The sequence below is a fragment of the Furfurilactobacillus rossiae genome, assembly GCF_013394005.1.
Classification (GTDB): Bacteria; Bacillota; Bacilli; order Lactobacillales; family Lactobacillaceae; genus Furfurilactobacillus; species Furfurilactobacillus rossiae.
Genome location: NZ_CP040586.1, coordinates 596,969 through 610,591 on the forward strand (window position 1 = coordinate 596,969; position 13,623 = coordinate 610,591).

Annotated in this window: 16 protein-coding genes; 12 read left to right on the forward strand and 4 right to left on the reverse strand. The window is 42.9% G+C overall.

All coding sequences use genetic code 11. The annotated features are described in order from the left end of the window. Positions 1-33: 33 nt before the first annotated feature. Positions 34-906, reverse strand: a complete 873-nt coding sequence (locus tag LROSL1_RS02800; protein ID WP_178913664.1) for a LysR family transcriptional regulator — start codon at positions 904-906, stop codon at positions 34-36. A 142-nt stretch (positions 907-1,048) separates the two neighbouring features. Here LROSL1_RS02800 and LROSL1_RS02805 point away from each other — a divergent pair, with 142 nt between their 5' ends. The 7 genes from LROSL1_RS02805 (at position 1,049) to LROSL1_RS02835 (ending at position 6,220) form a co-directional block, all read left to right on the forward strand. Next, positions 1,049-1,465 carry a DUF2255 family protein gene (locus LROSL1_RS02805; RefSeq protein WP_178913665.1) on the forward strand — a complete coding sequence of 139 codons (417 nt, stop codon included), beginning with the start codon at positions 1,049-1,051 and terminating at the stop codon, positions 1,463-1,465. A 4-nt stretch (positions 1,466-1,469) separates the two neighbouring features. Beyond that, a complete protein-coding gene (locus LROSL1_RS02810; protein ID WP_178913666.1) occupies positions 1,470-2,114 on the forward strand; it encodes an NAD(P)H-binding protein in 645 nt (214 codons plus the stop codon). Positions 2,115-2,126: 12 nt separating this feature from the next. Further along, on the forward strand, positions 2,127-2,663 hold the full coding sequence (locus LROSL1_RS02815) for a DapH/DapD/GlmU-related protein (RefSeq protein WP_178913667.1): 537 nt from the start codon (positions 2,127-2,129) through the stop codon (positions 2,661-2,663). 108 nt (positions 2,664-2,771) lie between these two features. Next, entirely contained in the window at positions 2,772-3,518 is a 747-nt protein-coding gene (locus LROSL1_RS02820) for an SDR family oxidoreductase (protein WP_178913668.1), read from the forward strand. 216 nt (positions 3,519-3,734) lie between these two features. Next, positions 3,735-4,022 carry a type II toxin-antitoxin system RelE/ParE family toxin gene (locus tag LROSL1_RS02825; protein WP_178913669.1) on the forward strand — a complete coding sequence of 96 codons (288 nt, stop codon included), beginning with the start codon at positions 3,735-3,737 and terminating at the stop codon, positions 4,020-4,022. 15 nt (positions 4,023-4,037) lie between these two features. Continuing rightward, complete coding sequence (locus tag LROSL1_RS02830) at positions 4,038-4,331, forward strand: HigA family addiction module antitoxin (protein WP_017260413.1); 294 nt, start codon at positions 4,038-4,040, stop codon at positions 4,329-4,331. 158 nt (positions 4,332-4,489) lie between these two features. Next, positions 4,490-6,220 carry an SWIM zinc finger family protein gene (locus tag LROSL1_RS02835; RefSeq protein WP_178913670.1) on the forward strand — a complete coding sequence of 577 codons (1,731 nt, stop codon included), beginning with the start codon at positions 4,490-4,492 and terminating at the stop codon, positions 6,218-6,220. A gap of 193 nt (positions 6,221-6,413) precedes the next feature. Here the strand turns inward: LROSL1_RS02835 and gap are convergent, their stop codons facing one another. Continuing rightward, on the reverse strand, positions 6,414-7,442 hold the full coding sequence (gap, locus tag LROSL1_RS02840; RefSeq protein ID WP_178913671.1) for a type I glyceraldehyde-3-phosphate dehydrogenase: 1,029 nt from the start codon (positions 7,440-7,442) through the stop codon (positions 6,414-6,416). 114 nt (positions 7,443-7,556) lie between these two features. On the opposite strand from gap, the gene LROSL1_RS02845 reads away from it, so the two are divergent. Next, on the forward strand, positions 7,557-8,417 hold the full coding sequence (locus tag LROSL1_RS02845) for a LysR family transcriptional regulator (protein WP_178913672.1): 861 nt from the start codon (positions 7,557-7,559) through the stop codon (positions 8,415-8,417). On the opposite strand, the gene LROSL1_RS02850 is transcribed toward LROSL1_RS02845, so the two are convergent. Together LROSL1_RS02850 and LROSL1_RS02855 are read right to left on the reverse strand one after the other, a co-directional pair. Then, a complete protein-coding gene (locus LROSL1_RS02850; RefSeq protein ID WP_178913673.1) occupies positions 8,414-8,980 on the reverse strand; it encodes a YdeI/OmpD-associated family protein in 567 nt (188 codons plus the stop codon). The genes LROSL1_RS02845 and LROSL1_RS02850 overlap by 4 nt on opposite strands. A 172-nt stretch (positions 8,981-9,152) precedes the next feature. Next, the gene (locus LROSL1_RS02855; RefSeq protein ID WP_178913674.1) at positions 9,153-10,040 is read right to left on the reverse strand and encodes an AraC family transcriptional regulator; all 888 of its coding nucleotides are present in this window, start codon (positions 10,038-10,040) and stop codon (positions 9,153-9,155) included. Positions 10,041-10,152: 112 nt separating this feature from the next. Between LROSL1_RS02855 and LROSL1_RS02860 the strand changes: the two genes are divergently transcribed. From LROSL1_RS02860 to LROSL1_RS02875, 4 genes are all read left to right on the forward strand, one after another. After that, positions 10,153-11,343 (forward strand): iron-containing alcohol dehydrogenase, encoded by a 1,191-nt coding sequence (locus tag LROSL1_RS02860; protein ID WP_178913675.1) that lies wholly within the window; start codon positions 10,153-10,155, stop codon positions 11,341-11,343. 200 nt (positions 11,344-11,543) lie between these two features. Beyond that, on the forward strand, positions 11,544-11,948 hold the full coding sequence (gene arsC / locus LROSL1_RS02865; protein ID WP_178913676.1) for an arsenate reductase (thioredoxin): 405 nt from the start codon (positions 11,544-11,546) through the stop codon (positions 11,946-11,948). Positions 11,949-11,971: 23 nt separating this feature from the next. Beyond that, positions 11,972-12,505, forward strand: a complete 534-nt coding sequence (locus LROSL1_RS02870) for a GNAT family N-acetyltransferase (protein WP_178913677.1) — start codon at positions 11,972-11,974, stop codon at positions 12,503-12,505. Positions 12,506-12,905: 400 nt separating this feature from the next. Beyond that, positions 12,906-13,490, forward strand: coding sequence for a hypothetical protein (locus LROSL1_RS02875; RefSeq protein ID WP_178913678.1), 585 nt, complete (start codon positions 12,906-12,908; stop codon positions 13,488-13,490). Positions 13,491-13,623: the final 133 nt, after the last annotated feature.

Here is a 13,623-nt window from a genome sequence, read left to right on the forward strand (position 1 = left end):
ATCATTGAAGATTCATCCCTTTTGCATCTGCCTTTAATCAAGATCACGTTGAAGTTGTTGCAGGAAAGCTTTGGCAGCTAGCGAAAGTCGCTGTCCTTTACGCCAGACAATGCTGGCACCTGAAGTAAGGCGCGGTTCAAACGGAATAAACTTGAGATCAGATTGATTAGTATTAATAATACCGTCGAAACATAAAGCATAACCAACGCCTGCGGATACCATTAAGGCAGCATTGTAGAGTAGATTATACGTCGCCACGACATTTATGTTAGCTGTGCTTTTGCCCAACCAATCATCTAGCAGGGCGGTCATCCCTTGTTGGCTGGACAAAATCAACTTCATCTGGGCTAAGTCGCTAAGTTGCAGGTGGTCCTTATTGGCTAAAGGTGCGTCACCAGGCATTAAAATACCCCAGCGACTCTCACCTGGGAGATGAATGAAATCATAATCGGTTTTGTCTGCTGGTTCCATGATGACACCAAAATCAAAATAACCTGACTTGATAGAAGTACGGATTTCATCTGCATTAGTACTAATGATGCTGGCTTGAATATGTGGGTAATGCTGTTGCAGTGCGCTGATTGACTGCGCAACATTAAGAAACGTGCGTGCTTCTGCGCTGCCGATAACAACTCGTCCATTAATTTGTTGCTCTTCGTGCAAATTTTGCAGTGTCTTGTCCGTTAAAGATAGAATTTGGTCCACTTGGCTGGCAAAGTATTCACCACTGTTGGTTAATTGAATGGATCTTGTACCGCGCACAAACAGTGTCAGTCCTAATTCATCTTCCAAATCTTTCAGTTGCCGTGAAACAGTTGGTTGGGATACATGTAGCATTTCTGCTGCCCGACTGATATTTTGTTCGCGCACAACTGCCTGAAAGTACCGGAGAACTCTTAGTTCCATTTTTAAACCTCCTGTATAGCTAAAAGGCATATGTATAGATTTATATTAGGCATTAGACATATATCTAGTCAAGCCTTAGGATAACTTTATTGCCAGATGGCAAGAATGTAAATGACTTTACGTTTGAAAAAAGGAGTTAGAAATGACAACCCTTGTGAATGAAAATCTGCACTGGACGACTCAGCAATTAACTGCTTTTGCCAGCGCAAACGATATGCAAATCTCACCATTTTATAGTGATGGTAAAACTTATGGTACACCACTGTGGATATGGTCAGTTACCGTCAACAGTGCGTTATATGTACGTGCGTGGCACGGGACACATTCAAGTTGGTATCGTTCGGCGGTGGAACAAGGGGCCGGGCGAATGCACTTAGCAGGCCGCAATTACCACATTTTGTTTAAACCGGTTATGGACCCAAACATTATCCAGACGGTTAACATGGCTTATCAAGCGAAATATACGAATAGTCCCTATTTAGCGGGGATGGTTAACGTGACAGCACAACAATCGACCTTATGTATATTGCCAAGAGACAAGGACAGAAGAAAGGAATAATAAAATGAAGACAATTTTAATTTTAGGCGCAAACGGTGGGACAGCACAGATTCTAATTCAGCGGTTACTAAATGAGACCGACGACAAACTGATCCTATTTTTACGCCATGCTTCGCGTTTGGCACAATATCAAGATAATGGCCGTGTGACTGTAATTGATGGCGATGTACTTGATCAAGACCGGTTACGGCAAGCAATGCAGAAAGCTGATATCGTTTACTCAAATGTTGGTGGTGCCGACCTAGCAGCACAGACGCAAAGCATTTTAAAAGCGATGGCTGCTGAGAACAAACAGCGATTGATTTTTATTAGTGCATTGGGTGCCAATTATGAAGTTAAGGGCAACTTTGGAAGTTGGAATGAACAGGCCATTGCCGCTTATTTGCCGGGATTTAGAGAATCAGATCGGTTGATTCAGGATTCCGGTGTCAACTATACCGAGATTAGACCAGCTTGGCTGACTGATGAAGATGAAATTGATTATGAAACCACCCAGCGTGGTGAGGATTTTAAAGGTACGGAAGTATCCCGAAAGAGTGTCGCAGATCTTGCTTTTAAGTTGATCAGTAATCCTGACATGGATCAACGAGCTAGTGTCGGTGTAAATAAACCGAACACTGATGGTGATAAACCACGTTGGATCGAATGAAAGAGGGGCAAAATGGCAGTTAAAAAGCTTTCAGTGAGTGATGAAGAGTACAAACAGATTAATAAGGTTAATGCAGAAAATCAGATGACGCTGCAACAACTGAACAACCGAGTTAACGATCCCGATCAGACCCGAAGATTGTTGAACAAGATCATCGGCCAACCAGTTGACCAGTCTGTTGAAGTGCGTTTGCCATTTTATACGGACTATGGTCGTCGAATTATTTTTGGTAAAGATATTTTTGTTAATAGCGGGGTTATGTTTACCGATTTAGGAGGGATTGTCATTGAAGATGATGTCCTTATCGGTCCGGGTGCCAGTTTAATCAGTGTTAATCACCCTCAAGATCCTAATAATCGACATGGTCTGGAATTATCTCCGGTTTATGTCCATCAAAATGCATGGATCGGCGCAAAGGCGGTTATTTTACCAGGCGTTTCAGTAGGTAAAAATGCGATTGTTGCTGCGGGCGCGGTTGTGACACATAATGTGCCGGATAATGCGATCGTAGCGGGCGTACCCGCTAAAGTGATAAAAACCGTTGAGTAGCATTAATAAAATAGCAAGATAATCAAAAACATGGTATTACCCGCTATTTGATAGCGAAGATACCGGACAACGAAATAAAAAGTAGTAGCATTTAAATGGAGGAATATTATGAGTATTGAAAATAAAGTTGTTGTAATTACAGGTGCATCCAGTGGTATTGGCGAAGCCACCGCTAAGTTATTGGCCAGCAAGGGTGCCAAGGTTGTCTTAGGTGCGCGTCGTGAAGAACGTTTGGCACAACTCACTGATAGCATCGGCGAGAATGCAGTTTATCAGGTGACAGATGTCACTAATCGGCAAGAAGTGGCTTCATTGTTCAAACTAGCCGTGGATAAATTTGGTCGGATTGACGCACTTTACAATAATGCTGGGATTATGCCGCAGGGCAACCTGAGTGATCGCGATTATGACCGTTGGCAAGCAGAAATCAACGTTAATATCATGGGCGTGTTGAATGGCATTGGTGAAGTTTTACCAATTATGCAAAAGCAGCAGGATGGGTTAATTATCACGACAGATTCTGTCGCCGGTCATGTTGTCTATCCAGCATCCGCTGTTTATAACGGTACTAAATATGCGGTGCGGGCAATTATGGAAGGCTTACGGCAGGAAGAAAAGAACAATGGCATTCGTTCCACAATCGTGTCTCCAGGCGCAGTGCGGACAGAATTGTCTAAGACAATCGGTAACGCTAATGTGGAGGCAGCTCTACAACCAATGTTTGATGCACCACAAGAGGAAGGATTGACATTGGCACCTGCTGATATTGCAAATGCAGTGTTGTTTGCTATCGATCAGCCCAAGCATGTTGCGGTCAGTGAAGTTATTGTTCGGCCGGCACGTCAGGAAGTTTAGGCGTCTGAACAAAGGGATATTGTGTATGATAAAACCCGAAGAGCGTGTCCTGATTTAGTGTCTTCAATGTTTAATTGTCCATAATTTAGTCCCACGATGTTGTTTCTTTGACATCATGGGACCTTTTGTTTTTCTATTTGTAGTGCAAGTTGAATATTGTTGACGTATACACGGAAAGCGTGTATATTTCAGCTAAAAAGATGCTAGGAAAATCCTATGATAAGATCCTTTGCCAATAAAGAGTCTCAAAAAGTTTTTAATCAGGAGTTCTCCAAAAAGTTACCGCAGTCTATTCAAAAAATTGCATTACGGAAATTAGTCATGTTAGATAACGCTACTAGTGTTAATGATCTTAGGATTCCACCTGCAAATCACTTAGAAGAATTTGTTGGTAATCGTGAAGGACAGTATAGTATTAAAGTCAATAAACAGTATCGAATTTGCTTTTCGGTTGAGAATCAAAATGATTTTAATGATGTGGAAATCGTTGATTACCACCGTTGAGAGGAGTAAAAAAAAATGAGTAGAATTCCAACTCCCAAAATTAGCGAGATATTGAAAGAAGAGTTTATGGCGCCAGTAAACCTTTCTGCATATGCGCTGGCCAAGGAACTTAATGTGCCAACGTCAAGAATACAAGATATCTTGCATGATCGTAGAGAAATCACAGTTGACACGTCAATCAGGCTGGGACGTTTTTTTGGAGTATCAGACCAGTACTTTTTAAATATGCAAAATGATATAGATCTGCGTAATACGGTAGAAAATAACGAGGACGAATATAACAAAATTCAGCAATATAAATTCAGCTAATATATAGACGAATACAAAAGGTCTCAAATATTTGGGGCCTTTTTGTATGTGTCTATTAATTTCGTTGCTCTGTGTATGACTGAATTCGGTTATTCTTTATACTTGGAACAACGATAGATAATGTTCGATTAAACACATCAATGAAGGGACTCTACAAAATGGATTGGGAAGGCAATTTTTCAGAGCAAACATTAGAACGTGGGTATGATTATTTTCAGCGAGGCCTAGTGCACGACTTTACCCAGCAGGATGACGGAACGTTGGCTGCTACTGTTTTTGGCACCGAGGCTTATCAAGTAACGGTCAAACTGAATGGTAACCGTCTCGAAAAAGCAGAATGTGATTGTCCGTATGCCACAGGTGGACATAAATGCAAACACATGGTGGCAGTACTCGACTACTATGAGAACAGGATTAATCCCACGGCATTTGACGATGATGACGAGTACGACGGGGATGAGGACGACGATTACTACGAAAACGATATGGAAGCGGAAGAAGCAGATGATGACGAGGATGATTTTGAATCAACGATTCCAACCACCCGTGAAGCCATCGACATGGCCTCCAATGCTCAGATTCGAGAATTCTTGAAATACGCCCTCACTCGTAATCCTGAACTGGCCGTTGAATTCCAAATGAGAACTAATAAAACGGTTATTAAGCGACGGAATAACAGCTATCGGGGCATGATTGACGATATTTTCTCAATGTGTATGGACGCTTCAGGGTTCATTGACTACGATACTGCCGATTTATTTGAAAGACAGTTAAGCGATTTCATTGATAAGTATTTAAAACCACTGGTTGAGGAAGGTCAGGGTACTTTAGCTTTCAAGTTAACTAGCTATCTTGTTGAAGAACTCGCCGAAGTTGATATTGATGATTCTAACGGTGAGATAGTCATGTTAGCAGACGAAACTGCTGATCTTTTGAAACAAATCTTGGCTGAAGCAGACCTGCCGCTTAAACGAACTATCTTTAAGTGGTGTCAAAAACATGCTACAGAAAAGTTTGGTGCGTTTGAAGAAGTGGTTGAAGATATTCTTTTCGATAACTTTGAGGAATCGGAATTTATTCAGAAGAAGCTGACGTGGACCGCCGACAAACTGCAACAATCGCAGCTGAATCCCGGTAGTTGGATGGATCATCGGACGGCTGAAAAGTGGGCAAGCTATCATCTACAAGTCATGCAGGAATTAAAAACTCCTGAGGAAGCAATCAAACAATTCTGTTTGGAAAATCTGTATTATGCCAAATTGAGGACTACCTATGTAGCAATATGTGTTAAACAGCAGAACTATGATGAGGCCATTCGGGTTCTAATTGATGGTCAGCGGTCTACGCCCTACCCAGGGACTGCCACTGATTTTGGTGAACAATTAAAACGAATTTATTTAAAATTGGGGCAAACGGAGAATTACCTAGATGAACTGACTCAGTTAGAAACTGTCCATAATCCAGCTAATCTCGAAGATTTTCAGGAATTGGAGAAAGCATACTCAGCAGCAGAATGGCCGAAAGCGCGTCAAAAATTGTTTGATGCAATGCCAGCGGGCACCGATCTCAAAAGGCTGTACGTGGAAGACGAGCTTTATGATCAGTTGATGGACACTGTCTCAAAAGAAACCGATTTGTTTAGGGATCGGGACTATGAACCGATATTAAAACAAAAGTATCCTGACCGGATGCTGCAACATTACGTAGACGTTATTCAGATAATGGCGTCACATACCAATACCAGAAGGAACTATTGGAAACTAGTGGAGATTCTGAGACACATGCGTCAATATCCTGACGGTAAGCAGGTTACGAGTGAGATAGTTGCGGACTGGCGCAAACGTTATGGGCGTCGGCCGGCGATGATGGAAGAATTAGATCGGTTTTAAAACCGATCTGTTTATCGGTAATTGATAAAAAGTAACCTTAATAAAAACGACTAGAAATTGCCTCTCGAAGCAATTTCTAGTCATTTTTTGTTTAAAGACAATCGGCTTTATTGTTGTCTACTAGCTTTAACAAAGGAGCAACACTTTTGCCGTACTGTCTTGTAAAAGATTGGGTTCAAGCGAAAAAATTCTATTAGTTTAAATCGCCTAGCAATTCTAACGACCGAACCATTTGTGCCGTAAAGCCAGATTCGTTGTCATACCAAGCGACTGTTTTTACCAACTGACCAGCACCATGACCGGTGACTTGGGTTTGGCCTGGATCGAAAATGGCACCGTAAGAAGTTCCGATAACATCTGAAGAGACAATTCCATCATTGTTATAACCAAACGATGCACTGTCATCCGTATGAGTTTTAACGGCTGCATTGACTTGGTCAGCAGTGACTTCTTGTTTAAGCGTGGCAACTAGTTCTGTGACGGAACCAGCGATAACGGGCACTCGCTGAGCATGGCCGTCCAGTTTGCCATTTAGCTCTGGGATAACATTGCCGATAGCTTTTGCTGCACCCGTTGAATGTGGAATGATGTTTTCCGCCGCTGCGCGAGCGTTACGAACATTATCGTGACGATCAGGGCCGTCCTGCAACATTTGTGAAGCCGTGTAGGCGTGAATTGTTGTCATCGTACCAGCATTGATGCCAAACTCTGAGTTAACGGCGTTTGCAAGCAGTGCAATACAATTGGTTGTGCATGAACCAGCTGATGCGATGCGAACATCACTAGTGAGCACCTGATTATTGACGCCATACACGATTGTCGGCATGTTACCCGCTGGTGCAGAAATCAACACGCGTTTAGCGCCGGCTGTGAGGTGAGCCTGTGCCTTATCCGCTGAAGTATAAAAACCAGTGCATTCTAGTACAATGTCAACGCCATCATTTGCGACCCATGGTAGTTTTTCTGCATGAGGTTCGGCATAGACTGGAATCTTATGATTATCCACCACAATGGCATTGCCGTCATCATGGATAGTGTCGATTTTAAAGTTGCCGTGCCGTGTATCATATTTTAAAAGATGTGCCAACATGTGTGCGGATGTTAGATCGTTAATCGCCACAACTTCAAGATTCGTTTGACCTTGTGCCTGTAAGTCAGCAATACGACGAAAGGCTAAGCGGCCGATACGACCGAAACCGTTAATACCAATTTTAACTGTCATTATATGTCCTCCTCTTTTATGTTCAAGTTTATTGTAGTGAGGATTAGATATATAATAAACTACGAAAATAAGAACATGTATATATGAAATAGTGATATCAAGCGAGGCCAATAAATGAACATTGAAACGTTTAAAATGATTATCGCCATCGTGCAAACAGGGACTTTTTCCGGTGCGGGAGAGCAGTTGGGATACGCTCAGTCTAATATTTCAGCTAGGGTTCACCAATTGGAAGATAGTTTGCAAACACCGATTTTTTATCGAACAAACCGAGGTGTTGTGCTGACGTCTGCTGGGCAGTCCTTTTATCAACGAGCTATCCGGATCGTTGACTTGACGGAAGATACGATTCACTTTATGAAAAGTCCCGATATTGTGAACGGTGATCTACGAATTGGGACGCTTCAACCTGCATCCACAACGTACTTGCCACCAATTTTGACGAAATATCATCAAGCGTTTCCGAAGGTTAAATTAACAATCGAAACTGGCAATACAAACGAGAATCTTGAACGGGTGCTGGATTATCGACTCAGTGGTGCAGTTATTGGTGGTGAAGTTGACGATCCTGCATTGTGCAAAATTCCGTTAGCGACTGAAGAACTGTGTTTAATCAGTGCCAACGATGAGCGACCCGATTTAAAAACGGCCTCGTTACTGGTATTCCCACAAGGGTGTGTCTATCGAAAGACGTTGGAAACTTGGCTCAGTTATCGGCGTGTGACTGTTCAACGTCCAATCGAATTTAACTATCTTAATGCAATTTTAGCGAGTGTCAGTGCCGGTCTTGGCATCAGCGTTGTTCCGAAAGCCGTAGCACAGCCATTTGTGGATAGTCACGCAATGAGTATGACGTCATTACCGAAACAATTCGCGACCATTCCGCTGTCATTCATTTATCGAAAGGACCATGTGATTGATCGGGCGTTTGGTGAATTTACGAAGATTTTGACGAACACTGAATCATCACGTTAGTTTAGCAGTCGCCCTTCATCGTTCCACTGCCCGTACATGGTTTGCTCATCGAGAGAGGTCAGAAACTTATCTAACCTTTTGTGATATAGCTCTGGGGTGTCTCTGGCAAACTGAATGTTGTCGATGCGGATACGTTTGTAGAGTTCCGGCAGTGTCTCAAAGTATGCCAGACGCATTTTTGATGAGCCAATGGCTTGCAGAATTTGATCATCTATTTGAAACTGTTGTGGGTCCATTTCAGGCAGGGCGTCGAGACCACTTTGGCGCATCATGCCTAGCTTGTGAAGTCGACGAACGCGAGCTTTGTTGAGTTCAGTCCATGAACTTTTCTTTGAACGTGGCGATAGTCGTTGGGCTGTTTCGGTTGGCGATATCTTTTTTTTGATGCCATCAATCCACCCGAAACACAACGCGGCTTCGACAGCATCAAGATAGCGAATCTTACCTGGTTCAGGCTTAATGCTGGTGATAACCCAACAGCAGTCAGCAGTGTCGTGATGTTCGTCTAGCCAAGCAATAAGATCTGCTTGATTTGTGACGGATAATAAATTTGTGACTTTCATATTTAACGGCTCCTAACTGTAGATAGTGTGTTGCAGTTAGACATGTTTCGTTTTTCAATTGATCATTTGATAATTTGCGACACTACTTTTCGTGGTCATTGTAACATGATGATCGTAAAATCATTGTGAGCGAACTATATCACGTATCTTGTTAATTTTTGCTGGCCACGGGTTAGTTTACGATTTGTGTTTGTCGATATTCTTTAGGCGTCAGTCCGGTACGTTGTTTAAAAATTTTCGTAAAGTATGCACTGTTATTAAAACCAACGCCCAATGCAATAGCGGTGATAGGATCGTCAGTCTTTATCAAACGTTGTTTCGCCTGATCAATGCGATACTGAATTAAATAATCAATCGGACTTTGATGAAAATACTTATGAAATGAACGGCTGCATTCCTTTTCGCTCACACCAACGTGAGCAGCAATATCGGCGACCGTTATTTTTTGATCAAAGTGGCGATGTAGGAAACTAATCATTTGTTTGATTCGTTCTTGAGCGTAAGGCGTGGTTGTAAGCGCATGCTGTTGCTGTGTATTGATTTCGTCCATCAGTGCAAGCCACGCTTGACTCAGCAGATTACGGATCTGAAATTCATTGTCGACTTTTCCATCAAGCTGGGTGAGTTGTTGAAGCAATTTGAAAAATTGTCGGCCGCTTGGGGTGCTTTCCCGAATGATCACAACTTCAATGCTCAGATTCTTGAGAATCGGGTCGAGATATTTGGTTTCAAATACACTCCGGTAGTGGCCAGTTAACAGGATCGGGTGGAATAAGTGTGCGTACTCCATTGCACTTTTTTGACCGGGTCCTTTTCGTTTGGTGTTCATCACGTTGGTGTTGATAAAGTAGGCCTCACCCTGATGAATGGTGTAAACCTGATTAAGTGTCTCCACGATGATCGACCCTTGGTAGGCGTAGTCAAACTCCAATTCTTCGTGCCAGTGCCAAGGCGCAATGAACTGACTGAAGTCCCGCCGGTGCATCGTGTAAGGAAATGTGTACGTTATGCCATCAATTTGTTCGACGGCGTTGTCATCTTGTTCAAAGCCTAGCTTCATATTTTTATCTCCATTTTGTCCGAATAGTTATACTTTAAGACAGAATGATAATATTTTAAAGCCGATTCTCTTTGTATGATGAAGATACATATTACGAGAAAGAGGCAAAACAATGGCTTATAATTTTGATTTTTATTCACCAACAGAAGTTGTGTTTGGTCGCGACACACCTAGTAGGGTTGGCAAATACATTAATAAGTATCATGGTCACAAGATTTTGATTGTCTACGGTAGCGACCGTGTGCGTCAAAATGGTCTGATGGATGTAATTACGAAGGCACTGGCGGATGACAGTCTGACCTATAAAATGCTTGGGGGTGTGGTGCCTAATCCACGTTTGAACAAAGTTTATGAAGGGATCACGCTGGGCAAACGGATGGCTGCTGATTTTATTTTAGCTGTCGGTGGCGGCTCCGTAATCGATACAGCTAAAGCGATTGCATATGGTCTGGCTGAACCTAACGAAGATGTTTGGACATTATTTGCCCATCAACGGACTGCCAAAGCTTGCCTGCCAGTGGCTTCTGTCCTAACAATTGCGGCAGCTGGTAGCGAAACCAGTATGGGGTCCGTGATTACCGATGAAAAAACTAAGGAAAAGCGTGCGTACGATGATGATTTAGCCCGACCAAAGTTTGCCATCATGGATCCTGAGTTAACCCTGTCTGTTTCAGATTACCAAACAGAGTGTGGTGCCACAGATATCATGATGCACACAATGGAGCGGTACTTCACTAATGGCGGTAACATGGCGATTACCGATGCCATTGCGGAAGGCTTGTTACGAACGGTGAAGACAAACGCGCAGGTCTTGCATGCCAACCCACAATTATATGAAGCACGTGCCGAAATGATGTGGGCTGGTTCACTGTCACACAATAATTTGACCGGTTGTGGCAATGACGGTGGTGACTTTGCAACTCACATGTTGGAACATGAATTGAGTGGCATGTTTGATATCACTCACGGTGCAGGTTTAGCTGCAATCTGGCCGACATGGGCCCGTTATGTGTACCAAGATGATTTACCTCGTTTTATCAGTTTTGCGCAGAACGTGATGGGCGTGACTGAAAAGGGTAGTGGTGAGATGATTGCATTAACGGGAATTGCCAAAATGGTGCAGTTTTACCATGCTATTGGGATGCCTGCGACCATCAGCGAGTTGGGCATTACATTGACCGATGACCAGTGCCATACACTCGCTCACAACTGTTCCGTTGCTGCTGGGGGTAAAAAAGGATCGGCTAAGGTACTGTATGAGGATGACATGTATCAAATCTACAAAAAGGCCAGCGAAGCTTAAACGTAGATCAATGGCACTATATTACTTTGAAAATATAGGTTAACATAGGTGGTTCTGTCCTATATTTTGGGGCGGAATCATTTTTGTTTTGCAAACGTGATTTCTATCATAAAGACGTATAATTAAGAGCAAGCAGTCGACTAGAAGTGGGATGGTGATTTTACCCATCTCTTTTGCAAATAAAGGTTTGGTAGCTGATTATGAAACAAATTTATTTTTTATGTACGGGCAATTCATGTCGTAGCCAGATGGCTGAGGGGTTGGCCCGGCAATTATTGGGACCAGAGTGGCGTATTGCTAGTGCGGGAGTAGAGACGCACGGATTAAACGCCAGGGCCGTTGTCGTGATGAATGAAGTGGGAATTGATATTTCGCACCAGTATTCCAAACTGATTGATGTGGATTATTTGAACCATTGCGATCTGGTTGTGACGCTGTGTGGTGATGCGCGTGACCGTTGCCCAATAACGCCACCATCAGTGAAAAAGCTGCACTGGCCCTTACCGGATCCTGCACAAGCGGTGGGCACCGAAGAAGAGCAACTGACAGTATTTCGTTCTGTCAGAGATCAAATCAAATGGCGAATTTTGACAGAAATCAAATAAGGCAAAGGCGAGTAGTGACATTTATGCGAAATTTCTTTTTAACAACATCACGACTGGGCTTTTCTCATTGGCAATCGACGGATATGGAATTGGCACAAACACTTTGGGGTGACATCAATGTTGTTCGATACATTCATCAAGGACCGTTTTCAGATGAAGAGGTAGCCGAGCGTCTGAACACTGAAATGGCCCAACAAGCCAAAGTTGGAGCGCAATACTGGCCAATTTTTTGGAAGGCTGATGGAACATTTATTGGTGCTTGTGGACTGCGGCCAGCAGATGAGCCGAATGTTTTTGAATTCGGTATTCATTTACGACCATCAGTTTGGCATCAAGGCGTGGGAATGGAAGCGGGCCAGGCAGCGATAACGTACGGTTTTAATGAACTGAATGCTAAAAAGATTGTCACGGGTCATAATCCAAATAATATTGGCTCGCAAAAATTGCTCGCCAAACTAGGCTTTGAGTACTATGGCAAAGAATTTTATGCACCAACAGGCCTTGAACATCCGATGTATCAAATGACACCAGCTATGTGGGCGGCAAGAAAATATTAAAAAATGACGGTTAATTGTCTCTTTTACGAGAAGCAATTAACCGTCATTTGGGTTTGTGTCGGTTATTATTCTTGAGCGCCTTTGCCTAAGAATGCGTTGAGCATCTAAACGTTCTTGTCAACGCTCGCCTTAAAGCCATTTAACATATCTTGAGTTGGCTGATGTCAGCAATCAATTGGTTTAATTGATCGCAAATTTCAAACTGAGATGATTGAATTGGGTAGCAGTTGGTTCACTTAACAACCAAACGTTAGTCACTTTTTAATGATGAATAAAGATATAGTTGCTTGCGCAAATAAAACGATCGATTTAGAATACAACTACGTCCATGAATAAGACGTAATGAGCCCAATAATTGCCACATTAACTGTGCATATAAATGACAGCGGGAGGATCAAATATGAGTAAATTTGTTGAGAATTTTGATACAGATAATGAGTATTTAACAATTCCTGATGGTTTTAAAGAAGTCGCCCATGACACTCGCTCTCGTAACGGGGAAGATGTCGAAGTGGTTCGTTATCAACAATCTGACAAGATCGTTCAAAACAATCCGCACGTTACAGTGGTCTACGGTGACGATGGTCGTTTGATCAGCTACAACAATTTTTCTGTTGATAGCCCGGATGCATTACCGGATGATACTGAGGCCATCGACATTGCACTTAATGTCTTTGATTCGTTGGATTCAGAGTATGCAGAAGAACTGTCACTAATGCGGATTGATGAACAAGAGCGACTGTTTATCAACGACGATGGTGATGAGGTTGCCACACCAATCTTGTGGGTTAAGTTTGCGCATATGAATGGTTCCTACAACTGGGTCTCTGTGGGTCCCGCGGGCCAAGTGATCGAATTTGAACGCGAATCCATGTGGGATTACGGTCAAGCACGTCGGGCTACAGAAGAGTGGAACGATGACGACTGGGTGGCTGCTCGGGAACACCGCGGACCACAGTTATCGGCGCCGTCTGCACTAGCGTAACCCAATGTTAGCGACCAATAAAAATGAGTTTGACCGAAATGTGTGAAACTAACGAAAAGGGAGCGGGACATAACACGTTTTGGCTTTCTCAGGTAACGCGAATAAGGCATTCATGGGTGTTTTTCCCATGAAT

Bases quoted from the DNA above. Each gene is read 5' to 3' on its own strand.
- LROSL1_RS02800 (WP_178913664.1), bottom strand. From the start codon at position 906: ATGGAACTAAGAGTTCTCCGGTACTTTCAGGCAGTTGTGCGCGAACAA.
- LROSL1_RS02805 (WP_178913665.1), top strand. From the start codon at position 1,049: ATGACAACCCTTGTGAATGAAAATCTGCACTGGACGACTCAGCAATTA.
- LROSL1_RS02810 (WP_178913666.1), top strand. From the start codon at position 1,470: ATGAAGACAATTTTAATTTTAGGCGCAAACGGTGGGACAGCACAGATT.
- LROSL1_RS02815 (WP_178913667.1), top strand. From the start codon at position 2,127: ATGGCAGTTAAAAAGCTTTCAGTGAGTGATGAAGAGTACAAACAGATT.
- LROSL1_RS02820 (WP_178913668.1), top strand. From the start codon at position 2,772: ATGAGTATTGAAAATAAAGTTGTTGTAATTACAGGTGCATCCAGTGGT.
- LROSL1_RS02825 (WP_178913669.1), top strand. From the start codon at position 3,735: ATGATAAGATCCTTTGCCAATAAAGAGTCTCAAAAAGTTTTTAATCAG.
- LROSL1_RS02830 (WP_017260413.1), top strand. From the start codon at position 4,038: ATGAGTAGAATTCCAACTCCCAAAATTAGCGAGATATTGAAAGAAGAG.
- LROSL1_RS02835 (WP_178913670.1), top strand. From the start codon at position 4,490: ATGGATTGGGAAGGCAATTTTTCAGAGCAAACATTAGAACGTGGGTAT.
- gap (WP_178913671.1), bottom strand. From the start codon at position 7,442: ATGACAGTTAAAATTGGTATTAACGGTTTCGGTCGTATCGGCCGCTTA.
- LROSL1_RS02845 (WP_178913672.1), top strand. From the start codon at position 7,557: ATGAACATTGAAACGTTTAAAATGATTATCGCCATCGTGCAAACAGGG.
- LROSL1_RS02850 (WP_178913673.1), bottom strand. From the start codon at position 8,980: ATGAAAGTCACAAATTTATTATCCGTCACAAATCAAGCAGATCTTATT.
- LROSL1_RS02855 (WP_178913674.1), bottom strand. From the start codon at position 10,040: ATGAAGCTAGGCTTTGAACAAGATGACAACGCCGTCGAACAAATTGAT.
- LROSL1_RS02860 (WP_178913675.1), top strand. From the start codon at position 10,153: ATGGCTTATAATTTTGATTTTTATTCACCAACAGAAGTTGTGTTTGGT.
- arsC (WP_178913676.1), top strand. From the start codon at position 11,544: ATGAAACAAATTTATTTTTTATGTACGGGCAATTCATGTCGTAGCCAG.
- LROSL1_RS02870 (WP_178913677.1), top strand. From the start codon at position 11,972: ATGCGAAATTTCTTTTTAACAACATCACGACTGGGCTTTTCTCATTGG.
- LROSL1_RS02875 (WP_178913678.1), top strand. From the start codon at position 12,906: ATGAGTAAATTTGTTGAGAATTTTGATACAGATAATGAGTATTTAACA.